The organism is Cupriavidus sp., from assembly GCF_057315035.1.
The window spans coordinates 17,910-41,793 of record NZ_DBHKYV010000050.1 but is presented as its reverse complement, the minus strand read 5'-3'; the positions used below and the strand labels follow the sequence as shown (position 1 = coordinate 41,793).

Genomic DNA, 23,884 nt, shown 5'->3' with positions numbered 1-23,884 from the left:
CGCGCCATGTCGCTATTGCGTCAGCAGGTAAGACCAGAGTGCGGTGCACTCTGGATCGGACAACTGGTATTGAGGCATTGCCTTGGCCAGCACCACGCCAGTGTTATCGACGCTGTTGCCCAGCACGCGGCAGAAGCTGTCGCGGTCGTAGGCCGAGGCCGGACCGCCTCTGCGCGATGCCATGGTCAGCAGCGTGTCGGCGGTCAGGCGTGGTCCCAACGGCTCGGCGCCTTTGGGGGCCACGTGGCAATTGATACAACGTACCGCCGAGGCGGGCAGCGCGCGGGTTTCGCCGCGCAGGTGCACGGGTGCCTCGGTCGTAGCCTGGCCGAGGAACAGGGCGCGGCCCCGGGCGACCACGTCCTGCGTGGTCGCCTGGGCCTGCGCCGGTGCGGCAAGACTGGCGGCCGGCAGGGCCGCCAGGACGATGGGCGCCCGCATCAACGGACGCGCACCACGGCCGCCGTGCTGGGCACGCCTGCGGCATTCATCGCGAACAGCATGTAGTAGCCCGGCACCGCCACACCCGGATCGGACGGGATCTGCAGCTTGTATTCGCCCGCCGTACCCAGCGTGAACGTCAGCGGCACGCGACGCTGCTCATTGTTGACCGAATGGGTCACCGACGACATGCGTACCAGCGCGAACGTCTTCATGTTGGCCGTGGCATTGACCGAGATGGTGGTGCCAAGATAGGCATCGGCCGGCGCCGAGGTAATCGACGGACGCGTAGCAGCCGTGCCGTCTGCATTGAGCAGGTACGGCGGCGTCAGGATCTCCACATTGGAATGGTTGGTCGCGCAGGCGCCGCACAGGCCGCCGCCACCACTCATCACGCGACCATCAGGCAGCAGCAGCGCCACGCTGTGATAGGTGCGCGGCGTCACCATGGGGGCCAGCGACGCGAACTTCTCGGTGGTCGGATCCCAGAGTTCCGCGGTCAGCACGGCGCCGTCGTCGCTGAACGTCACCGGCCAGGCCTGTCCGCCAATCACCACTACCTGGCCATTGGGCAGCACCACGCTGTTGTGGAATGCACGTGCATATGCCATCGATGCCACCTTGCGCACGGTGGCCGTGCCGGTGCGGATATCGATCACGTGCGCGTTGCTGGTTGCGGCAGCATTTTCGTAATCGGGTGCGCCACCGAGCGTAAGGATCCTGCCGATGTCATACATCACGGCATTGCCGTTCATCGAATCGCCATCCGCCGCGCGCAAACCGGCCGAAGTCACGCTACCGTTGCCGGCGGTGTCCACCCAGTTCATCTGCTTGCTCGGGCCGGCATGGAACACGCGACCGTTGGCCACGGAGAACAGCCACGTATGGTTGTCTGACCGATAGATGCCTGCCGTATCGCCGGTCAGGAAATAGTCATCCCATACCGCGCTGTTGAGCTTCCAGCCCGTGGCCGAATGCCAGGTCTCGCCGTCCTTGTCGCCGATGTCCCCGCTCCACGATCCACCTACGGTGAATACCCCGCCGTCGCTGAGCGTCACGGCTCCCTGATAGCCACGTCCCTTCACCATGGCCGCAGCCGAGGTCCATGCATTGGTGGAAGGCGTGTAGATACTGGTCTTGGTGGTGCTGCTGCCGCCGTTGACCAGGATGCGCCCGTCTGGCAGGTTGGCAGTACCCGGGCAGAACATGTCGTGGCCGGTATTGGTCACGAGCTTTTCGGTGGAAGCACCAGTCGTGGGATTGAACAACGCCGTGTAGGTCCTGCCACCATCGCCGCCGAAGTTATTGCGTTCGTACGAGGACCATACCAGCACGCGACCATCCGGCAGGTTGGCAGCCGCCACCGGAATCACCGTCAAGGCCTTGGGTGCGGCCCACTTCGACGGCAATACCGTGACCTGCGCCACCGTGATGTTCCACGTCTGTGCCGCGCTGCCATTGCAGGTGTTCTGCACCACCGCGCGTCCTTCCACGGAAGCGGTCGGCGCCAGGCATAACCCGCTGTGTCCCGCCACGATTGCATAGCCGCCATTCTGCGCGCGCAGCGCAAAACGCTGGTTCGAGGTGCCGCTGCATTGCCATTGCAGTGCCGGTGCGCCCACGGCAGTGCTGGCGTACTGGATATCGAGGCACTTGCCGCTGTGTGCGGCAGCCATCTGGTACTGGTTACCGAACAGCGTCAGGTCCCACTTCTGGTTCAGGTCGCCGTGGCAGGTCCAGATAATGGCCGGTGCATCGTTGTCGACCACGGCCCCGCTAATGTCGAGGCAGAAGTTGGTACCGCTCAGTTTGACCTCGGTCCGGGTCTGCGCCTGCGCGGACGCCGGCACAGCCCATAGCCAGATCATCAGCAGGCACGTGGCTGCGCACCTGACCCAGGTTCTCAGCGAGTTCGCCGAACCCAATCCCAACGAAATATTCATGATGCATCCCCTGCAGCAGATTTTTCTGGTTGTGGTTACAGGCTTCCAGCCTTCGCCAGGTATGCCATGGCATCCAGCACCTCTTCGGGTTGCGGTAACGCCTGGCTGCGCCAGCACAGCTGTGCTGACGCGTTAAAAAAGTAGACTTGTGTGGCATGGCGGTCGAGATCTTCCGATGGTGGACGGCCAGCCAGTGTGGACCTGAGCGCCATGACATCGCCGGTAGGAATCACGCCACGCCAGGCTTTGCCTGCACCCATGCGTTGCAGCCACGCCTGCATTGCCTGCGGCGAATCGCCGAGCGGATCGATGCTCAGCGACAGCAATTGCATCGGATAGTGGCCACCCTTGCGCGCCATGCCTTCCTGCACTGCGCCGAACATTGCACCCTGCAGCGGGCAGACCGAACTGCAGCCAGTGAACATCGTCTGCAGCGCGGTCACCTTGCCTTTCAACATTGCGTTGAGCCGGTACCGCTGGCCGGACGGATCCACTACCCACGCGTCAGGCGCCGGGACCAATGGGTCTACCCGCCCTGCACTGACATGCGCCAGCACACCGCGAGAGGCAAATGCGAGCGCGCTGGCGGAAAGAGTGCGCAGGCACGCGCGACGGGTCCAGGTCATTGCTACGCTCCCGGGCATCGAAAGGTGGTGAGGAAGAGCGCTTGGCACCGGTGCCAGGCTATCCACGCCATCTTGCGAGCGCGCGCGTGCGGAATCCGTGCGAAAGCGCACGCAGCAAAAGCCGCATGACAGCGCGTTGCCAGGCGTAGTGAATGCTGTGCTGCACAGCGTGGGCAAACACACGGAGCCGGTCGCGTGTATTCCTTACACTCGGACTCAACGCAACCGGTCCGTCATAACAAAGAGGGGAGGCCGTGTGATTCCACAACACCTGCAAGGTGCGCCCAAGGCGTGCCGCATTGCCGTAGTCATTGCCACCAAAGGTCGCCCGCAAGCGCTTACGCGCGTGCTGCGTCTGCTGGAATCACAGACACTCCAGCCAACGATTGTGGTGGTGTCAGCCAACACGCGACTCGATGTGGAGCCAATGGTCGAATCGACCCTGCCCATCGAGTACGTGTTCGGCCCGGCCGGATTGCCTGCCCAACGCAATCGCGGAATGGAACGCGTGATGCCGACATCGGACATCGTAGTCTTCTTCGACGACGATTTCGTGCCGGCGCCGGAATGGCTCGCACGCTGCGCCGATGCATTCGCGGCGCGGCCACTTGCGGTGGGAATCACCGGCGGCCTGGTGCAGGACGGCGTCATCGGCGATGCCATCGACTGGGATGAGGCCGCCGAGCTGCTCGCGGACGACGCCGCCCACCCCAAGTCCACCGGACTGGTGCCAGTGGAAAAGCTCTATGGCTGCAACATGGCCTACCGTGTCAGCGCAATTGGTGACCTGCGCTTCGACGAACGACTGGTGCTGTACGGCTGGCTCGAGGACATGGACTTCTCACGCGCCATGGCCCGCCGGGGCCCGATGTTCAATGTGCAGGGCGCGCGCGGCGTACACCTGGGCTTGCGCTCGGGTGGACGTACCTCGGGCAAGCGCTTTGGCTTTTCGCAGATCGTCAATGCGTGGTACCTGTACGGCAAGGGCGCGCTGTCCGCGCGCGAGGCCTGCAGCAATACCGCCAAGGCATTTCTGGCGAACGGCGCGAAATCGTTCTTCCCGGAGCCGCATATCGACCGCCGCGGCCGACTGGCCGGCAACCTGCTTGGCATGCGCGAGTTGCTGGCCGGGCGCTGTCAGCCTGAGCGCGGCGCGGAGCTCTGAGGCAATCGCTCCGGAGCCGCTTCAGCTTGTGCGTTCACGGCGCGGCTTGCTCCGCGCCGGCTTGCCATCGGACGCGTCGCCGGCGGCCACCCCATGAGCAGGCCTGCGCGCCGGCCGCACGGGTGACAATGCCGGTGTCGCGCGCGGTGCCACCGCCGTAAATGATGTCGCTGCCCCGGACATCCGCCCGAGATGGGTGAACAACTGGTCCGCAAAGGTTGCCCGGCTGGCGGTCAGGAACAGGGAGTGATCAAGCAGCGGCACGGTGCGCAGTTCGATGTTACGTAGCCCCTCGATGGCTTCCAGCCGCTTGCCAAGGCCCAGTCGCGCCTCGTGCAGTCCGACGTCGCTCGCGCCGTACAGGAACATGGTCCGCACACCGCGCCGGTCCAGTTCACGGACAGCACCGCTCGCAAAGTCCGGCACCGTCTGCCGCGTGTCATCGGTTATCCCTGGTGCTCCGGCAACCTCGGCACGCTCGCGCAGGCGCTGCCGCACCCTGCGAACCATTGCCGTCAACAGGCGGCGCGCGCCAAGCTCTCCGCGCAGCAAGCGCCGCCAGTTCTCCCACTTGCAGGCGGCGGCCAGATAGACACGTGCCGAACGCAGATGATCGGTCGCCGCGGCATCGTCGGTCGCGTCCCAGCGAAACTTCACCAGGTTGACCAGCATCAGTCCAGTTACCTCGGCATTCTCCAACGCGGCGTGCAGGCTCAGGAACGCACCGGAGCAGATGCCAGCCAGCACGATGTATCGGAAGCCGCGCATCTTGATCCAGTCCACGGCGCTACTCACGTCACGCTGTGGCGTCCTGGCATAGATCGACTGCAGGTTCATGGTGCGCGCTGCACCAGGACTGTCGCCGATCGCCGATACGTCGAGGCGCAACGAGGCAATGCCCCGCCGCGCCAGCCGCCGCGATACATCAACGAAGAGCCGCCCGTCTCCGACGTGATGGTTGCCGCCGGTGTTCGGAAAGATCACCGCCGTATTCGTACGCCGTTCGCGCACACCGCAGGCTGCCGGCATGCACAAGACGCCGAACAGCCGCGCACCGTCGATCCATACCGGTTGCTCGACGATGCCATGCATGCCTTTGCCGGCCAGCAGGTCGCCGGCAGGCTCGGGCGCGACGGCCGCCTGCGCCGAATTTCGTGCCGATTTCCGTGACTGGCCAGCGGCACCCGCTTTCACCCAGTCGATTACGCGCAGCCAGGCGCGTGCGGGTACGTCGGCAAACTCGGCCGAACGCATCATCTCCGGATATTCGGCAAACGCATCCACATCGACTTCGGCACCGGCCTCGCCGGTCTTGCGCGCCAGTTCCGCTACGGGCGAAGCCGGATCGGGCCACGCGTCGAGCAACAGTACGCGTGGCGCGGGCACGGGCGTATCGAGCCGCATGGCCTGGATAGCCACGACGGTTGCCGCCGGCATGCGAAAGCTGAGCACATCCTGGTCACCGGCAGGTGGCGCCGGCACGTCGAGTTCGGGAATCGCGCTATTGCGCCAGCCCGCGTGCAGCGCGCGCATTTCCCTGAGATACAGGCGGCCCTCGACCACGGGCGCAAGCATGACCACACCGCTGACATACGGCACGCGCGCGGCAGCCAGTGCCGCCAGCGAAGCTCCGAGTCGCAGGCCGCACAGCACCACGTGGTCGACGTGCGCTTCGGTGCGCAATAGGTGGCAAGCGGCCTCGATGTCTGCCTGGGCAATACCAAGCGGGTTCGGTCCGCCGTTGGAAAGGTCCGGATCGGCCGAATCGCCGGTGCCCCGAAAGTCGAAACGCAGCACCGGCACGCCTGCGGCGGCAAGGTCATCGGCCAGATGCCGCCACGCGCGGTGGGACCACATCGCCTCATGCCCCTGCGGCGCGCAAAGTACTACACCCGTGTTTTCCAGATTCCCCGTGGCAGCGTGCAGCCAACCTGCACAGCCTTCAAACGTGACCCGCCTCATTTGTACTCCTGATGCTGGGAGGCACTATCCGGTGTCCACGTGCATCGCACGCGGATAGACCGTCACCGTGGGCAGTCATCAGCCCGTTTTCTCTCCCACGCCGGCCGTATGGCCGATCTGTTTGACCTCGGGTGCCGCGGCCTGCGGCATACCGAGGTACGGATTCATCGACGTGAAATCGGCACGATTGCTGCGCTTTGCCGTCACGCCATTGAGCACACCGCCAAGCAGGCGGGCGTCGGCCCGTGCCAGGCGTTTCAGGGTCTCCTCGGCCTGCGACGGCAGCGTGCTCTCCGCACGCAACACCAGCAGCGTGGATCCCACCACATTGGCCACCAGCGTGGCATCGGCTACCGCCAGCACCGGCGAGGTATCCACCAGCACCAGGTCGAAGCGTTCGCCACAGGCTTTCAGGCATTCGGCAAACACCGGATGCATCAGCAGCTCAGACGGATTGGCGGGCGGCACGCCGGCCGGCAGTACCGAGAGCCGGTTGACCACGGTCAGCCTCACGGCTTCCGGCAGCGAGGTGCGTCCCGCCAGCACTTCGGCCAGGCCCGGGCCTGCCGGCTGGTCGAACCAGTTCGCCACGCGGCCACGCCGCAGGTCCGCGTCGATCAGCAGCACGCGCTGGCCGGCCTCGGCAAACAGCACCGCCAGGTTGACCGATGCAAACGTCTTGCCCGCGCCAGCCGTGGGGCTGGTCACCGCAATCACATTGTCGTGCCCAGGCGTACCCTCGCTTGCGCGACGCAGCGCAAGATGCATCGCCGCGCGCACACTGCGCAAGCCTTCCACCGCCATCGAGTTCGGCGCATTGCGCGCGAGCAGGAACTGGTCATGCAAACCCAGGCGCAACAACCGCTCGGCACCATCGTCCTCGAGCAGCGACACATCGGCCAGGTCTCGCCCGGGCTGCGGGCGCTCCAGACGGGCCAACGCATGAGCCACCGCTTCCGACTCGGCGGCATGCGCGCGCGATGAGAGCAGGCGTTCCAGTTCCACCTGCTCGCGGCTGTACGCCACATCGCCAAGCATGGTGAGTCCGAGGTTGGCCTCCGCATCGTTGGAGGTTGCCACGCTGGGCCGCACGCGCTGGCGCACCGACACGAGCCCCATGGCCAGGCATACGCCAAGCAGGGCGCCCACGCCGGTCAGCGGGCCGGCCCCCATGCCGACCGGAGCCACGGGCATCAGCGCGGCATCCACCACGCGCAACCGCCGCGTGTATTCGAGCTGCGCCATCGTCACGCCGTCAACCTTGTTGCGCAGCGTCATGTACATGTCTTCCGCAACCTTGACGTCGCGGGTCAGCGCAACCGATTCACGCTCGGACACCGAGAGCGTCTGCAGGCGCGAATCCATGTCGCGACGCTCACGCATCATCTGCTGGATCTGGTTGTCTACCGTGCGGACTTCGTTCGACTCTTCGGTGAAGCGTTGCAACAGCTTGGTACGCTCGAGCTTGAGCTGCGCAATCTGGCGCTGGTAGTCGATACTGCCGTTCAGGTAGGTCTGCGCATCCTGGCTTGGCTGCATCGAGCCTGCGCGCGACCGATACTTGGTCAGCGCCGCCTCCGCGCGTTCGAGCTCGGCCTTTGCACGCGGCAGTTCGCCATTCAGGTAGGCCAGCGTGGAAGCCACTTCATCCTGGCGTTGCTCGGCCAGGCCGCGAATATAGGCATCGGTGATGCCGTTGATCAGCGGCGCCACCACCGTGCGGTCGGTGTTGTCCCACGTCACGCGCACGGTGCGCGAATCGGCGCCATCGCTGTCGATACGCAACTGGCTGGCAACCGTGTCGATCGTCTGCGCGGTCTCCATACGGGTTACGTGGAAGCGCGTGCCGGGATTGGCATCGATCCGCGCAACCTGGAAGGTCACGCCCTTGGCTTCCACACGCTCGCCAACATTGCCCTCGAGCAACGGTGTATCGCCGGACCACAGCCGGTAGGTCTGCGATGGCAGTACTTCCAGCATCAGCGGCACGTTGATCAGCCGGTTCGGTACGTTCAGCGTGCGGACTTCCATCTGCTCGCCGCCCCATGCATAACCAAGCCACGGCGACGACGGCTTGCCGGGCTCGGCCATATGCGCCGCCAGGCTGCCCAGCAGCGGCGCGCGCACCGGTTCGACGACGATATCCAGCCCGAGGCGCTGTACCACGGGTCCTACCACCGCGCGGCTGCGCAGCATGCCGGCATCGAAGGCCGGTGCGCGCTGGGCATTGCCATTGCTATTGCGGTCGATTACCCCATCCGGCTGTAACTGCACCAGCGTATGGGCCTGGTAGATATTGGGCCGGGAGAAAGCCATCGCGCCCGCGATCGCGGCACCGACCAGACCCGCGGCCACGATCAGGCCCGCGTGGTCCACCCATGCGCGCACGTCGCCATGACCCTTGCGTGTTGTCGCTTCCGGCGCCGGCATGGTGCCGGCAGATGACATAGTGCTCACGTAACTCTCCCCGTAGCCACCACAGATGCATCGCCCCGCGATCCGGAAGATCCGGACCAAATGGGCGATGCCACCCTATTTGCGTCCGTAGTTATCCTCGAACCTCACGATGTCGTCCTCGCCCAGGTACGTGCCGGACTGCACCTCGATGATCTCCAGCGGCGTCTTGCCTGGATTCTCGAGCCGATGCAGCGTACCGAGCGGGATGTACGTCGACTGGTTTTCCGACAGGATGCTGACCGTGTCGCCGCAGGTCACGCGCGCCGTGCCACGTACCACCACCCAGTGTTCCGCGCGGTGGTAGTGCATCTGCAGCGACAGGCTCGCGCCAGGTTCCACCACGATCCGCTTGACCTGGAAGCGCTCGCCATGATCGATCGAGTCGTAGCAACCCCAGGGCCGCTGCACCTTGCGATGATTGACGATCTCCGCGCCGTGCTCGGTGCGCAGACGTTGCACCACGTTCTTCACATCCTGCACATGTGCCTTGTCGACGACCAGCACGGCGTCGGCGGTTTCCACCACCACCACGTCCTGCACGCCAACGCACGCGATCAGGCGGCCCTCCGAATGTGCCAGGCATGAGGTGGCGCCGTCGAACAGCACCCGGCCGCGTCCCGCATTGCCGGCGGCATCCTTCGGGGCAATGTCCCAGATCGCCAGCCATGAGCCCACATCGGACCATCCCGCATCGAGCGGCACCAGCATGCCGCGCATGCCCGGCAATGCGTCGAGCTTCTCCATGACTGCGTAGTCGATCGAGTCTGACGGGCAGGCATCGAATGCCTCGCGCCCGATCCGCAGCGCATCGCCCTGTCCGGCACCTTCGCCCGCGTCATAGGCCGCACGGCATTGCCGGTACATGTCGGGCTGAAGCTCCGCCACGGCATTGAGCCAGACCGAAGCCCGCACCACGAAAACACCGCAGTTCCACCAGTACTCGCCCGAATCAACGTAGTGTTGCGCCAGTTCCAGATGGGGCTTCTCAACGAACTTCTCGATCACCAGGCCTCCCGGCTCCTCCTGCACGGTCGCGCGGATATAGCCGAAGCCCGTTTCAGGTGAGGTGGGGCGTGCGCCGAGCGTGACAATGGCGCCGGCCTCGGCATGCACCACGGCCAGGGCCATCGCCTTGCGGAACGCGTCGGCATCCAGCACGCTATGGTCGGCAGGCGTGACTACCAGCACGGCATCCGTTGCTTGCCCGGACACCGCATGCATCGCGGCAATCGTCAGTGCGGGCGCGGTGTTGCGGCCGCAAGGTTCCGAAACGATGCGTGCGCGGCGGCCCTTGCGCTTGAGCATGTCCGCCACCATGAAGCGGTGTTCTTCGCCGCAGACCACGATAGGCACCGCGTCCTCGTCCGCTGTGCGGCCCGCGCCGGTCGCCACGCCCTGCAGGCGCGCCGCCGTGGCTTCAAGCAACGTGTCGCCAGCCACCAGGTTGAGCAACTGCTTGGGGTATTGCTCGCGCGACAGCGGCCAGAGACGCGTTCCTGCGCCGCCAGCCAGGATGACCGGCTGGATTGCCAGCCGCGCCGCGGTTGCCATCACCGGTTCGTCGACGAGCGCCTGTACCGTGACGGCCGCAGGGATATTCTCCCGATTCCCAACTCTCATCTCTCCTCCTGCCCGCTTGTCGCGCGAACGCCCGCGCCACGGCCCGGTCCCGGTTCCCTGCCGGCGTCGCGCGCGGTACGCAGAATCGGGTACGCGCGACAACGCCCGGCGGGTGGGCGACGTGAAGCCAGTGTAGGAATCCGCATGGCCCTGAATCTGTTCGATTCCGCACACGCTCCCGACCACATGCCAACGGCCACTGACCCACCCGGTTTGTTGGGCAGCGTACCGAGCCGACTAGCCGGAAGCGCTTCAATACGGCTGGTCGCGCGCGACCTCGCACCAGCGCGCAGGACATGGTCAATGTCCCAACCCAGCGGAGAGTCAATATGGAGCGTGAAGTCGCAAGCCTGCCCGACGTGTCGCAAGACACCCCAGCCGTTGCCCCCGAGGCAGCGTCTCCCGCTCGTCCCGGCGATCTGCACGGCGCGGATGCGATCTGGCAGGAATCCAACTGCTATATGGATCTGTGGATCGAGCTGCTGTACGGCTGGGGACTCGACCCGCGCGCCGCATTGGCCTTTACGGTGGCGCAGGATTTCGAAGGCGACCATTTCACCTTCTTCAAGTATCCGCAGGCCGACATCGAACAGCTCTACGGCACGGTCGTGCAGGAGATGGCCGTCTATGACACGCTCGAAGCACACATCGCCGAGCAGGTCGGACGCGGTCATGCCGTGCTGGCCGAAGTCGACAGCTACTACCTTCCGGACACGCGTGCCACGGCCTATCGCCGCGCGCATGTGAAAACCACGGTGGCGATCGACAGGATCGACACGGTCGCCCAAACGCTGGGCTATTACCATGGGCTCGGCTACCACGCCGCCCAGTCCGACGACTACTGCGGACTGCTGCGGCTGGACCCGGCGCTGCGCGACAACCAGGACATCCTGTTTCCCTACGTGGAATACGCGAAGCGCGTGCGACCGGCGCTGCAAGGACGAGCCCTGTCGAATGCCGTGGCCGCGCAGATGCGCCGGCATCTCGGACGCCGGCCGGATCACAATCCGGTCACGCGCTGGCGCGAGGCGTTCGATGGCCAGGTCGATACTATCCTGGCACGCGGCGACAGTTATTTTCATCACTACGGATTCAATCTTCCGCGCCAGCTTGGCGCCAACTTTGAAATGCTGGGACACTGCCTGCAATGGCTTGGCACGCATGGCTACCGCGTTCCCGCATCGATACTGGCGGCAACCACCTCGATTGCCAGCGAATGCAAGGTGCTGCAGTTCCGGCTGGCACGTGCCATGGCGCGGGGGCGGCCCGACGCCTGCACCGAAAGCCTCGATACGCTGGAAGCGGCCTACGCACATGTTGTCGAAGGCTTGCAGCAGTCGTTCGGCCGCACCGATCCCGCTGGCGGCTGAACTGGCGGCTAAGGTGCGGGCCGGCGTTGCAACGCCGGCCCCGTACCGTCAGGCAAGACTGCAAGCCAGCGCCGGCAGCAGGCGATCGTACTCACGCTTGACCAGCTTGTAGCATTCGCATGAATGCTGTTCGAGCCCGCAGCGATCCAGCACGGTGATATGACCGCGGCTGTGATGGATCAAGCCAAGGTCCTCCAGCTTGCCGGCAGCCTCGGTCACGCCCTCGCGGCGCACGCCAAGCATATTGGCGATGACCTGCTGGGTGATCACGAGCTCGTTGGTGCTCAGGCGGTCGATGGCCAGCAGCAGCCAGCGGCACAATTGCTTGTTCAGCGAGTGATGACGATTGCAGGCCGCCGTCTGGGCAATCTGCGTCAGAACTGCCTGCACGTACAGCAGCGTCACGCGCTGCAACGCCGGAAGCTGACCCAGCTCGCCACGCAGCACACGCGCCGGAATGCGGTAGGCAAAGCCAGGGCTGCGCACTTCGACGCGGCTCGGCATCGTGTCGCCACCGGTGACCACCGGAATGCCGACCAGCCCTTCGTTCCCGACCGCCGCAAACTCCACGGTGGCGCCATCTTCGAGCAGCGAAAGCAGTGATACGACGGAGGTCGTAGGGAAGTACACGTGAACGATGCGCTGGCCCGAGTCGGTCAGCAGTTCCCCTGCACGCAGGCGGACAAGTTCGAAGTGCCGCGACAGCGCGTCCCATTCGTGACGTGGCAGTGCGTTGAGCAGATGATTGACATGCAGGTCCGAGCGATGCGCGATCATTTCTTCCTCCGTATGACCCAGGAGCGACATCGTTACGCACCCGCAAGACAATACTTGCGAGATGTGACCCGACTTCGCCGCTCCACCCTTTTTTACAGCTAGTTTGCTGGCGAATGCCTGGCAGCCGTGAGCTGCCACCCGTGAAATCTTCCGGAGCGTTTTCACTCCGCCTTGCGCTTTCGTTGTTGACTGTATTAAGTGCCATGACGCACAGAACTGACACTAGGCAGACGGATAGGTCAGGGAGTCATGCTTCGGTAGGTTGGATGTAGGAAAACGGGGGAGGAGTACTGATCCTGCAACCGGTGCGCATACCGGCCAGGCGGAGGAGGGATATGTGTCCTGCCGCGCCAGACTTGGCCTGGCGGGCAGGGTGGAGAAGGATGAGATCAGCCGTCGTAGCTAACCGGTTGAGGCGCGTTCAGGGCCGATACCTCGCCCGAAGGGATGGCACCCGTGGCGGCGTTGCCGCAGGCATCGTGCATCAGTCGGATACGGCGCGACTGCCCCGGCCCCAGGTGAAACCATTCCGCCTCGGGCAGGTACGCGTGGTCGTCGATATGAACCCAGCGCGCAAAGCGCTGCGCGCTCACGGTGAGCCACCATGTCCCGTCCTCGCACGCCACGCTGGCGCGCAGTCCAGGGTCGCGCAAGGCATCGGCACGGCGGTCGTGCAGATAGACCGACTGGCTCAGTGGCGCGCCGCTCATGTCGCCACTCATGTAGCCACTCATGTAGCCATTTACCTCGTTGGTTTCGGCATCGTGCAGCGTTGCCATCACCACGTCATGCGCGGGCGGGCCAAACCGGTAGGCGTAGGTGAAGTCGAAGAAGTGATCGAGTAGTTCCGCCGCCGCGAGCCTGCGCGACGCACGCGGCGCCAGCGTCAGTGTTTGCACGGCCTCGGCGGCCACGGCCTCGCCATCGCGCAGGCAGCGCAGCGTGAGCCGCACCGTACGCTGTGTGGCAGTTTCATTGATCAGGTGCACATGCAGGCCGTTCAACCCCTCATCCGTCAGGATGACCTGCACCGGTTGCCATACCTGCCGCAACGCATGCCACGCCGATTTTGGTCGTGCGCGCGCGTCGACGATGCCCCAGCCCGGGCCCGGCAACAGATCCTGTAGCTGCCAGACCAGGCCACCCTGGCAGGTCGAGCCGCTGCGGCGCCATTCGCCGAACACATCGGTCATGATCTCGGCCACCACGGCGCGCGACAGTGTCAGGTAGCGCGCCGGCCGTTCATAGCGCAGCCGTGGCGGGTCCACATCGTAGAGCTCGCGCAGGTAGAAGTCGCGAATGTCCTCGAAATCCCATGCGGCACCGGCATCGCGCGGCACGCGCGCCTTCCAGCGCGGATCATGCAGCGGCTGCGACAGGCCTGCTTCCACCAGCGTGCGCGCACAGGGCACATTGGCGAACGCCAGGCACTCGGACGTAAAGCGGACATTGGCCAGCCGCGCATCGGAGAGCGGCCGCTGGTAGGCGCCCACGCCGTAGTAGTGCGACACACCGGTATCGGCCTGGAACGGCCATGCGCCTTCACTGGGCGAATTGCGCACGTACACCACATCGGGACGATGTTCGGCCACCAGCGCCGGAATCAGCGTATCGAACAGCGGCTGGCGCCACGCGCCGCGCGGCGCGCCCATCATCGCGGCCTGCTGCTCCACCTCGCTACCGCCGCACAGCACGGCCAGGCTGGCATGGGCGCGTGTCGAGGTCAGCCATTGCGTGACTTCATGCCGCGCGTCATCCATCAACCCGGCATTGCCATCGCTGCCGTAGTCGAAGTTGGCAAACATGAAGTCCTGCCAGACCATCAGCCCCAATGCATCGCACTGCCGATAGAACGCTTCGCCCGGATAGCACGTGACGCCGCTGACGCGCACCATGTTTGCGCCGGCATCGCGCGCCAGTTGCAGCCAGCGCGCCACCGCTTCGTCCGAATCGGCCAGTCCCGGCAGGTCGTGGCTCGATACACAGGCGCCACGGCAGAAAACGCGTTCGCCATTGACGCGCAAACCGAATGCTCCCGGCTCGCCATCCCGATCTTCGGTAATCGTGCGAAAGCCAACCTTGCCGCAGGCCAGCACTTGGCCGCCCACGCTGGCATCGACGTGATACAGCGCCGGCGTACCGTGCGTATGCGGCCACCACCATTGCGCATCGCGGATGCGCAAGGTACCGGTCAGCGTATGTGCATCGGTGCGCCGCAGCTCGCCATGCCATACCGCGTGGTCGGGTCCGATCGCGGAGAACGCGCCGTGCGCGGGTGCCGGCCCGGGGAAATGCAACTGCAATGCAATCACACCGGTCGTTTGGTCGAGCTGGCTCGACAGTTCGGCTCGCACGCCATGCGTGAGATCCGCGCCGGCAGGATCGAGCAATTCGATATCGCGCCACGGACCCACCGCATGCACGGGCGGGCACCATCCCGGCATATGGCCGAGCAACGTGGTGCGCACCGTGCGCAGCGAAGGTGGCTGGATCATGCGCGGCTTCCAGCGCACCGGCCCGCGTTGCGTGCGCAGCCACGGATGCATCGCGCGAAAGCAGATGTGCAGCACATTGTCCGCGCCGGCCAGTTCCACTTCCACCTGATGCGCCGCAAACATGTGCCGCGTGGTCAGCACATTCACGCCATTGAGCCAGACCTCGGCAATCGTGGCCAGGCCATTGAAGCGCATCACCCGTCGCCCGCTGCCCGAGAAGTGCAGCCGGTACCAGTAGTCGTGCTGGTGCAGCGGCGGCGGTAGCGTTTCGTCCCAGCGTCCGGCCGCACGCAGCGCGCCGGCCACCGTGCCTGGCACGGTCGCGGGCAACCAGTGTCCGGTTTCGGACAGCTCGCCCGGATGCGCGGCCGCATTGGCAAACGTCTCCAGGAAGGTCCAGTCGCCTTCGAGCCGCGACGGGCCCACGGCAATGCCAGGCCGCAGGATGGGCAACAGTACCGGGTCCGGATCGCGTGCGGTCATGTGACGGTCTCCCCGAAATGAGCCGCCAGTGCAGGCACCGTGCCCTGGTAAGCCATCTCCAGTTGCTCCAGGCAATCCTGGCAGCTATCGGACTTATGGCTGATCACGGCGCGCATCAGGCGGAACTGCATCACCATCGCCTCGGACGCCATGGTGTAGCACGCTTCGGCCACCGAATCGGGCAGTACCTGTCCGTTCATGACCAGCCAGCGCACGTAGCGGCCGAGCAGTTCGAAGTTGGCGCCAAGCTGGCGCAGCACGCTGGCGGCATAGATCTGGAAATTGGGCTCGCCACGTGCCATCAGTTGTTCCAGGTGCGCCGGAAACGCGGCACGGAACGCCCGGATCGGATTCTCGCGCGGACGCCGCGCCAGATGCTCGCGCAGCAGGTCCAGCGACGTGCGCATCAAGCCGTCGGCGGACTGCGCCGAAAACCGGCGTCGCACCACCTCGGCCTGCGGAAACGTAGCCACTCCCCACATGGTTTCATGGGCCGGCGTGCGGAAGATCGCCAGGTAGTCGTCGCCGCTGGCGGTGTGATAGCCGTCGTGGTGGTAGTAGCCCACCGCAGTGGCCTCGGGCACCAGCACATCGATCGCAATGCAGGCGCGTGCATGCTGCCGACGATAGACGCCGGCCGGCTGGGGCAGCTGATAGTTGTCGACCTCGAGCAGCACCGCATTGCCGCGATTGGTTTGCGCGGCGACATGCGCCTCCAGCCGGCCATAGGTCGACAGCTCGTCTTTGACAATGCCATACAGGCGCTCCAGATCGGCCGACGGTATGTTCGACGACGTGAACTGGTCTCCTTCGAAATCGAGCGCTACGGTGAAAGGCAATGCGGCGATAGGTTCGAATTCCCATCCATGAAGCAATTCGACCCACAGGTCGATATGGCGGTTGGCATGCGACCACACGGGATTGCCACCGTGCAGCGCATGCGCGCCGCCGCGCGTGCGAACTGCCTTGCCGTCACCGAACATTTACACGCCTCCCAGCGTCTCGCGCACCGGCTGTGGCCACTTTGCCGGGTCCAGCCCATGGTGCTTGAGCAGCGCCAGCACCAGCCGTTCGATACCGAATCCCACGCATCCCGTATGCGCGACGCCGCCATCGGCCAGGCCGATTCGCCACAGCGCACCGAAGTGGTCCATGTGATAGTTGAAACTCATGCACGCCGTGGGCGGCGCGCCGTCGTTGACCGGCACCAGCAGCTCGAACTTCAGCTTCTGCTCGCGCTGGCTGTCGGCCACGATCTTGCCGCCGCGTCCGAAGAACGGATCGTTGGCCACCTCGACCTCCACCGGCAGTTGCAAGGCGCTGGCCAGGGCCTGGCCGCGTTCCATCCACAGCTGGCGGAAGGCTACGATGCGCGCGGGCGTTCCCAGGCATACGTATTCGCGCTGGCGGAACAACTGCATCCGCGTGGGCTCCAGCGATGGCTCGTGCCGGTAGCAGTACGACAGCACGTCAACCACCTTGCCGCCTTCGGGCAACGGGCCACGCCTGGCCACCACCGGGTAGATCGGGTAGCAGGCGGCCGGCGTCAGCACCACGCCCGTAGGCTGCTGCTGGTCGGTCCAGTCTTCCTTGTCCTCGAGCCGCGCCAGCAGCCGGCGGTGCCCGCGATCGTCGCCGCAGAAGCTATGGATCGTGCCGGCCAGTTGCGGAAAGCTTTTCAGGTACTCGCTGGTCTCGAAATCGTGTTGTCCCATCGCGGGCGGAAAGCGCAGGACTTCGGCCTGCTGGTCCGCACCGATCCGGGTGATCGCCAGATTGAGACCATCTGCAATGCCTTCGAACACGGCACTACGGCCATACAGCCCCTTGACGCCGGTTTCTATCAGCAGGCCGGCGGCCAGCAACTGCTCCAGATACGACGGCTCCGGCAAACCCCTGGCGTCGGCATCTGCTGCTCCGCCGCCGTCACCCCGCACGCTTTCCTTCAAGGCATAGGTATTCATGGGGCTTCCTTCACGAACGGTCGGCCAGCAACAGGTTGGCCGTGTTGGTCTGGATGCGATCGTTATTGATCATCAGCGGCGCCGACCACAGGTCGCGCAGATGACGCCCGAGGCTGAACGGCGTGCCGTGCTTGTAGCCGGCCATTCCGCACACCAGCAACGCTTGTTGAACCACTTCAAGCGCCATGGTCGACATGGCGGTCTTGAGTCCGTTCATCTCGGCGGCCAGTGCAAATGCGGCCGATACGGACGCACCCGCGTGGCGGCTGCGCTGGTGCGCGAGCGCCAGGTCCAGGCGTCCCTCCATCATCTGCAACATGCTGACCGCCTCGGCCACGCGCGTTGCCGACGGGGGCAGCGAGCCCGGGCGCGCGCGCGCCTGGCCCTGGAAGAAGGTCTTGGCACGCGCCACCGCATCGCCGGCAATGCCGAGCCACAGCGCGCTCCAGAGAATGTGCGAGACCGGCGTCATGGTGGCGTCGGCAATCTCGCCGAACGGCACCGGCAACACCTGGTCCACCTGTCCGGTAGCCTCCAGGCGGAAGCCATTGCTGCAGGTGCCGCGCATGCCGAGCGTGTCCCACGTGTTCAGGCTCTGCAGCGTGTAATCGGGCTGCAGCGCGCAGACCAGCACCTGGTCCGACGGCGCAGCATCGGCGTGCCGGCGCGCGGTGATCAGGATGCCGTCCGCATGCGCGCCATATGAAATCGTGGGTGCCATCTTGAGCAGATGGAAGCGGTCGCCTTCCACATTGACCGCGCAGCCGCTGCTACGCAGCGCCCCGCCGATGGCTTCCTCCGACGTGGCGGATGCCAGCAGCAGCTGGTCGCTGGCCACGCGCGCCAGCAACTGCTGATGCCATGGGCTGCCGCTGCCATGTTCGAGCAGGCAGGCCACCTGGATCTGGTGCATCGCGTAGATCATGCCCGTCGAGGCACACACCTCCCCGAGCACCTTGCAGATCGCGGCCACGCTGGCCAGCGATGCACCGCTGCCGCCCAGTGCGGTCGGCACCATCGCACCCAGCAACCCCTGTTCTCGCGCAACCTCGAAAGCCTCATGCGGAAAGCGCGCCTGCTGGTCGACGGCATCGGTAAAACGCTGCGCGACGACGGCCACCTCACGCGCCGCGGCAATCAGTGCCTCAACCGGAAGCGCGCCTGTCTCGGAATTGACATGCGCGAGTGCGATGCTGGCGGGACTCACGCTGCCTCCTGCTGCGCACGAATGGTCTCGACCGCTGCCGCCAGCGAATCGACACTGCGAAAGAGCTGACGCGTCAGCATCTGGTCGGGAATCTCGATATCGAAGGCATTCTCGAGCGCCAGCATCACGTGCACCGTGGCCAGCGAGGACAAGCCAGCCGCGTAAAGATCGGCGTTGTCAGCCAGCGAAGCAAGAGGCACATCGAGACGCGCGACTTCGCCGAGGATGTTGCGGATGGTTGCTTTCATTCGTGCTCTCCGATTCCGTTCCGTTGACGCTCCATTCCATTGGCTTTGCGCAGCCGGCTCGGTGCGATGTCGCACCAAGCCGTCGGTTGCTATGTGGAGCAGGACTCAAAAGCAGGATTCAGTACGCAGCCGCGCCGGTCCACCCATGAAACGCGGTGCGCACGATGATCCGAAGGTCGAGCTGGAACGACCAGTGCTGGATGTAGTAGATGTCGAACTCGATGCGCTTGCGCATCTTGTCGATGGTGTCGGTCTGGCCGCGGAAGCCATTGATCTGCGCCCAACCCGTGATGCCGGGCTTGACGCGGTGCCGCAACATGTAGCGATCGATCAGTTCCTTGTACATCTCGTTGTGTTCCATCGCGTGCGGGCGAGGTCCCACCACCGACATTTCACCACGCAACACGTTGAAGAACTGGGGCAGCTCGTCAAGGCTGGTGCGGCGCAGGAATGCCCCGATACGCGTCACGCGCGGATCATCGCGCGTGGCCTGTGTGACGCCCGCCTCCTGGTGCAGCCGCATGGAGCGGAACTTGTACACATGGAACGGCCGACCGTCGATACCGAGGCGCTGTTGCCGGAACAGCACCGGTCCGTGCGACGACAGCTTGACCAGGGCGGCAATGGTCAGCAGTACCGGACTCAAGCCCACGATCACGGCCAGTGCGAATGCACGGTCGAAGCTGCCCTTGACGATGCCCGTGATACCTGACACCGGCGGGCTGTTCAGATCGATCACGGGCAAGCCCATGAAGTCGCTGAACCGATGGCCCAGCAGCTCGACCGAAGCCACGTCCGGTACCCAGCGGATATCGATCAGCTCATTGCGGAACTGGCGCACGACGTCCGACAGGTCGCGGCATGCGGCCATCGGCAACGTAAGCCAGATCTCGCGTACACCCTGGCGGCGCACCAGCGTGCTGACCTCGTCCATGGTACGCAGCGTCTCCACGCCCGCCGGGATACTGTCGCTGGATTCGTCATAGACACCCACCACGCGGTAGCCTGCCGCGCGGATCTGCTCCACCCGCCGGAACATCTCGCGCCCCAGCGGTCCGTAGCCCAATATCACCACGCGCTTGGCGTTGATGCCCTGCTCTCGCACATTGGCAAGCATGCGGAACATGATGGCGCGCGACAGCATGAGCACCAGCATGGTGCCGATGAACCACCCCATCGACCAGAGCCGGGAGATCGAGGCGATCTGGTGAAGCAGGAACGCCCCAAGCAGGCCGGTCAGGAACACCGCCGTCCACGCCGCGCAGGTGCGCAGCGCCAGCACTGCCTGGCTACGGCCGCGCCATGACTCGTAGATGCCGAACGCGGGAAACACCACCAGTGCACCGATCGCGCACAACATGGTCAGGAAGCCATGCACCGGTGCCGCCTCTCGTATGCCACCGGGAAAATAGAACTCGCCGACGGCAATGCCGGCCACGGCGATCAGCAATGCATCGCAGAGTCTGTAGAGATAGTGAAGCGCCGAATTTCGCTCGGCGGCAACGTTCCAGTTCGATGCCATGACCACCCCATACCCTTGCGGGAAGCTGATTGAGGTCATGGTTGCGTACGGCGCCGCAGCACGTCTGTTGGCGGCCGCACACAGCTCCAGGCGCGATGGACGCGCTATCCCGGCGTGCGCAGGCGAGTCGACGCGGTGCGGTCCGGGCCGGCATGAAGCACCGCCCACTCGCCCCGATGATAGGGACGATCGCGCCCGGAAAGGAACCTGGCAAGATCCTGCACCATCACGTGGGTGGCGCCCGTGAGCCCATCGACTGGAAGCGCCAGCAACACGAGCAGTGCGCAGCAGGTGAGCAGCATGGCGCGCGGGCTGCGGGGCACGCCGCGCCGCACGATGACCGGCAGGCTTACCAGCAGGCCCAGCGCCAGGCCGCTGACCACTTCCGACGTTGAATGCGCCTGCAGCGCAAGGCGCGATACGCCAACCGCCAGCGCCAGCAGCACGCCGAACAGCGCGGCCAGCAGGCTCAGACCGGGCCGGTTGGCGGGCATCGCGACATAGAACATCAACGGCAGGATGGACGCCGCCATCATGGAATGGCCGGAGAAACCCGTGAAGTCGAGCGCCGCGCTGCCGATGCCCCACCCCAGGAACGCGAGCTTGGACACCAGCACGACGAGCGCCGTGACCGTGAACGCCAGCAGCCAGTGGCGCGCCACGTCGGTAGCACCGCGCCAGCGCATCCACGCGTACAGGAAGACGGCGCACGGCAACAGGAACGCGGATTCACCAAAGAAAGAAATCAGTTGCCAACGACTCATCGTGCGTTTGCCCACTCGGGGTTTTCCTGAACTTGCGGCAGCGTAGCACCGCGCGACGCGCTTATCCATTGCGCCGTTTTGCCGGACTCTATCCCGAAGCATGAGGCCAATAGCACCCGCCGGCACGCGCCTGCACTTCGCGCTTGTACCGGATATGCGCGCCAATGCTCGGTTCGCGGCCTTTGTACGCGCGCCGGCACAGGGATGAGATGCCCGGCTGACATGCGTCTTCTGGTTGATAGAGTCCGGTAGCGCGATTCGATATGTTCAATGTAATGGCCGCGCACCACGTGAGCGGCCATTTCAAAGCCCGCATGGTCCCCCGGTCGGCGGGCTTCTTTTTTGGGCCGGCCGCCTGCTCGGGGAACCACTACCGCATAGCTACCTGGAGTTGGTCACGGGACCGGCGTGCGCGTCAGCGCGACAAACAGTGCGCGCGCGGTATCGAGATGGCGGCATGCTTCCTGTTCGCCAATCTCGCGCGCGGCAATGATGGCGGCATCTTCGGTGGCGAAGCGACGACCATGCAGTTCGCCCCGATACAACAACGGCCCGCCTATGATGGCGAGCCGTATTTCATAGCAACATGCCCACTTGTTCCGGCCCTCGCGCACGGCAAACCCGTGCACGACCAGAATATCGAGACTGCGTTCCATACGACCCCCTGCTCATTCGCGACGGCCGGCCTCGGCAAGGCGCCGGCTTCTGATCGCGAGCAAGTCCAGCATAGTCGTATCAACGCATGCGCGCCCTCATCCGATGGCAGTAGACCCATCGGGATAGGCCCGTGGCGCAGAAGCAAAACGCGGCGCGGTGGAGGTATCCGCATGGTGTGGATGCAACTGTCGCAGCAGCGACAGTGCACTGCGCGGGAAACACTGGCCACCGGCCCACACCAGCGTGGCAGCGGCGCAGACCAGTTCCACCGGTGCGGGCACGGCCAGGCAACCGCTGGCGCCAAGCAGCGCGGCATGCGCCATCAGCGTGCCATCGAGCGCGTCGGACAGGACCAGCCAGCGGCGCGGCGCGAGCCGTGCGCGAACACGGTCGAGCAATGCGCGCGGATCGCCCGAGACCCCGCTGCAGTCCACCACGGCCATGGCAACCGAGTGCTCGGGCACCGGCTCCGTTTCGTCGGGATTATCGATGGTGGACATGCGCACGGTTTCCGGCTGGTCGCCGAGCAGCCATTCCGGTCCATGCCAGCGTACTGGCGAGGGAATGTCCTGCCCTTCCATGCGACGCGCAAGGATACGGCACATCATTTCGTTGCTGGCGATCAGATAGGTCGTCATCGAAAAGCCATCCGCGCTTTGAACGCGTGTGTCCGCTGGGTGTGGTGCACCGGCGGTTCGCCCTGGGTGGGGGCATCGGATTCGGGTGGAAATGATGGCGAAGAGGGATTCCTTCTGGAAATGCGCCTGTCCCCCTGCCGCCGGACCTGACTTACAAGCTAGCAACCACGGCCGGCTGCCGCCTCATGCTTTTGGATGAGGGCGGACCGGCGGATGGTGGAGGCGGGGCGGCCTCCCCGCCATCGGCAAGGTGCGTCTGGATCGGTCAGGCAGCCTCACATGCCTCCCGCGCGTGCAGCGACGACATCGGGATATGCGCGGGCTTGGCTGGCGTGGGACCAGGCCAGTTCAGCGTGGCGCCACGTTGCAGCGCCACGTAGACCGCTTCCCCCTTGTTGCGCACGTGCAGGCGCTGGTAGAGCGTGCAGGCGTGGGTCTTGGCGGTGGCCACCGAGATATTGAGCAGGCGGCTGACCGTCTTGATCGGATACCCGCGCGCCAGCAGTGCAAGAACTTCGTACTGGCGTTCGGTGATATTCAGCAGGTGGGAGCCAGCGGCAGGCGTTTCAATGGTGGCGACCTTCTCTTGCACAACCGGGTGTGGCAGGTCCACGGGCACGCTGTGCAGCGGCACCACGATGGGCGCGGCCGCATGCCGCGCTTCGGGCGTGGCTGGCATATGCACTTCGGCATGGCCCGTATCGCCCATGTGGCGAACCGCAGGCAGCTGCGACGGAAAGCATTCGCCACCGGCCAGTACCAGGCGGATCGCGGCTTCCAGCGCATCGGCGGAACAGGTCTTGGCCAGCAGGCCGCGTACCGCTTCGGGCAGCCCGCTGTCAGGCAGCGGCGCGGGTACGTGGTCCGCCAGCACCAGCACGCGCATCGGCTGCAGGCGTGCACAGAGCGAGGCCAGCGAACGCCAGCCGTGATCCGTGTCGGCCGGCAGGCCGAAGATCAGCAGATCGGCGTGGTGCGTCCACGGGTCGGGGTCTTGCAGGCTGGCGGGATCGAGATCGACCAGATCGCCCGGTACGTGCGCCTGGGCAAGCAGGTGGCGCAGTCCGAGACGCAGCAAAGGATGTGGCTCGAGCAACAGGATGGTGGCCATGGCCGCTCACTTCTTATTGGCGCGTCACATGAGCTTGTGCTGGCTGTCATGTGCGCGCTGTTGGACGTGCTCCGCTTATGGCGCGGCTGCACTTCCATACGGTCTTGCATCACCTCCTGAGCGTGGCAGCGTCCCGTCATGGCTCGCTGCTTCGGCCCTCCCTCGGAGGATGTCAGACCGCCCCGTTTGCGTATGTAACGCGTTAGATGCTTCTGAATACAGATAAAAATTAAATCTAATTCTGGTTTTCAGCATAGGAAGGTCGCCGTGTGAATGCAAGTTAATGCTGCAGCGCAGCGGGTTTTCCCTCAGTTGTATGGCAAGGGATGTCTCGACATATGGCAAGTGGCCCGCAAAGCGCGAACGGTCGTTCGGTTCGCTGGAAAGTGCATCTGGAGTCGCTATGTTGCGGCGCACTAAAGACGGAGCCATCG

At 65.1% G+C, this 23,884-nt stretch carries 19 protein-coding genes; 2 read left to right on the top strand and 17 right to left on the bottom strand.

Annotated elements, in window-relative coordinates:
- Positions 1-12: 12 nt before the first annotated feature.
- The 3 genes from ACO550_RS35100 to ACO550_RS35090 are packed head-to-tail and all read right to left on the bottom strand — an operon-like array spanning position 13 to position 3,010.
- A complete protein-coding gene (locus ACO550_RS35100) occupies positions 13-441 on the bottom strand; it encodes a hypothetical protein (protein WP_315597733.1) in 429 nt (142 codons plus the stop codon).
- A complete protein-coding gene (locus ACO550_RS35095; RefSeq protein ID WP_315597734.1) occupies positions 441-2,384 on the bottom strand; it encodes an RICIN domain-containing protein in 1,944 nt (647 codons plus the stop codon). The genes ACO550_RS35100 and ACO550_RS35095 overlap by 1 nt, the downstream gene beginning before the upstream one ends.
- 35 nt (positions 2,385-2,419) lie before the next feature.
- Positions 2,420-3,010 carry an SCO family protein gene (locus ACO550_RS35090; protein WP_315597735.1) on the bottom strand — a complete coding sequence of 197 codons (591 nt, stop codon included), beginning with the start codon at positions 3,008-3,010 and terminating at the stop codon, positions 2,420-2,422.
- A 256-nt stretch (positions 3,011-3,266) separates the two neighbouring features.
- Between ACO550_RS35090 and ACO550_RS35085 the strand changes: the two genes are divergently transcribed.
- On the top strand, positions 3,267-4,175 hold the full coding sequence (locus ACO550_RS35085) for a glycosyltransferase family 2 protein (RefSeq protein ID WP_315597736.1): 909 nt from the start codon (positions 3,267-3,269) through the stop codon (positions 4,173-4,175).
- A gap of 21 nt (positions 4,176-4,196) precedes the next feature.
- Here the strand turns inward: ACO550_RS35085 and ACO550_RS35080 are convergent, their stop codons facing one another.
- From ACO550_RS35080 to ACO550_RS35070, 3 genes are all read right to left on the bottom strand, one after another.
- The gene (locus ACO550_RS35080) at positions 4,197-6,032 is read right to left on the bottom strand and encodes a serine aminopeptidase domain-containing protein (RefSeq protein WP_315597737.1); all 1,836 of its coding nucleotides are present in this window, start codon (positions 6,030-6,032) and stop codon (positions 4,197-4,199) included.
- A 183-nt stretch (positions 6,033-6,215) separates the two neighbouring features.
- Complete coding sequence (locus tag ACO550_RS35075; protein WP_315597751.1) at positions 6,216-8,585, bottom strand: polysaccharide biosynthesis tyrosine autokinase; 2,370 nt, start codon at positions 8,583-8,585, stop codon at positions 6,216-6,218.
- 84 nt (positions 8,586-8,669) lie between these two features.
- On the bottom strand, positions 8,670-10,145 hold the full coding sequence (locus ACO550_RS35070) for a mannose-1-phosphate guanylyltransferase/mannose-6-phosphate isomerase (protein ID WP_315597752.1): 1,476 nt from the start codon (positions 10,143-10,145) through the stop codon (positions 8,670-8,672).
- A 398-nt stretch (positions 10,146-10,543) separates the two neighbouring features.
- Here ACO550_RS35070 and ACO550_RS35065 point away from each other — a divergent pair, with 398 nt between their 5' ends.
- Positions 10,544-11,584 carry a DUF1839 family protein gene (locus tag ACO550_RS35065; RefSeq protein WP_315597738.1) on the top strand — a complete coding sequence of 347 codons (1,041 nt, stop codon included), beginning with the start codon at positions 10,544-10,546 and terminating at the stop codon, positions 11,582-11,584.
- A gap of 48 nt (positions 11,585-11,632) precedes the next feature.
- On the opposite strand, the gene ACO550_RS35060 is transcribed toward ACO550_RS35065, so the two are convergent.
- The 11 genes from ACO550_RS35060 to ACO550_RS35010 all read right to left on the bottom strand — a co-directional run bounded on the left by ACO550_RS35060 (position 11,633) and on the right by ACO550_RS35010 (position 23,450).
- Positions 11,633-12,361 (bottom strand): helix-turn-helix domain-containing protein, encoded by a 729-nt coding sequence (locus ACO550_RS35060; RefSeq protein ID WP_315597739.1) that lies wholly within the window; start codon positions 12,359-12,361, stop codon positions 11,633-11,635.
- Positions 12,362-12,750: 389 nt separating this feature from the next.
- Positions 12,751-15,339, bottom strand: a complete 2,589-nt coding sequence (locus ACO550_RS35055; protein WP_315597740.1) for a glycoside hydrolase family 2 protein — start codon at positions 15,337-15,339, stop codon at positions 12,751-12,753.
- A complete protein-coding gene (locus ACO550_RS35050; protein WP_315597741.1) occupies positions 15,336-16,322 on the bottom strand; it encodes a DUF1839 family protein in 987 nt (328 codons plus the stop codon). The genes ACO550_RS35055 and ACO550_RS35050 overlap by 4 nt, the downstream gene beginning before the upstream one ends.
- Positions 16,323-17,303, bottom strand: coding sequence for an amino acid--[acyl-carrier-protein] ligase (locus ACO550_RS35045; RefSeq protein ID WP_315597742.1), 981 nt, complete (start codon positions 17,301-17,303; stop codon positions 16,323-16,325). It abuts the gene before it with no gap.
- Positions 17,304-17,313: 10 nt separating this feature from the next.
- Complete coding sequence (locus ACO550_RS35040; RefSeq protein WP_485995111.1) at positions 17,314-18,510, bottom strand: acyl-CoA dehydrogenase family protein; 1,197 nt, start codon at positions 18,508-18,510, stop codon at positions 17,314-17,316.
- Positions 18,507-18,758, bottom strand: coding sequence for an acyl carrier protein (locus ACO550_RS35035; protein ID WP_315597743.1), 252 nt, complete (start codon positions 18,756-18,758; stop codon positions 18,507-18,509). The genes ACO550_RS35040 and ACO550_RS35035 overlap by 4 nt, the downstream gene beginning before the upstream one ends.
- A gap of 118 nt (positions 18,759-18,876) precedes the next feature.
- A complete protein-coding gene (locus tag ACO550_RS35030) occupies positions 18,877-20,280 on the bottom strand; it encodes an undecaprenyl-phosphate glucose phosphotransferase (RefSeq protein ID WP_315597754.1) in 1,404 nt (467 codons plus the stop codon).
- Positions 20,281-20,384: 104 nt separating this feature from the next.
- Entirely contained in the window at positions 20,385-21,044 is a 660-nt protein-coding gene (locus tag ACO550_RS35025; protein WP_315597744.1) for a phosphatase PAP2 family protein, read from the bottom strand.
- Between the two features lie 395 nt (positions 21,045-21,439).
- Positions 21,440-21,700 carry a hypothetical protein gene (locus ACO550_RS35020; RefSeq protein WP_315597745.1) on the bottom strand — a complete coding sequence of 87 codons (261 nt, stop codon included), beginning with the start codon at positions 21,698-21,700 and terminating at the stop codon, positions 21,440-21,442.
- Positions 21,701-21,796: 96 nt separating this feature from the next.
- On the bottom strand, positions 21,797-22,339 hold the full coding sequence (locus tag ACO550_RS35015; protein WP_315597746.1) for a DNA-binding response regulator: 543 nt from the start codon (positions 22,337-22,339) through the stop codon (positions 21,797-21,799).
- A gap of 265 nt (positions 22,340-22,604) precedes the next feature.
- A complete protein-coding gene (locus ACO550_RS35010) occupies positions 22,605-23,450 on the bottom strand; it encodes a LuxR C-terminal-related transcriptional regulator (RefSeq protein WP_315597747.1) in 846 nt (281 codons plus the stop codon).
- Positions 23,451-23,884: the final 434 nt, after the last annotated feature.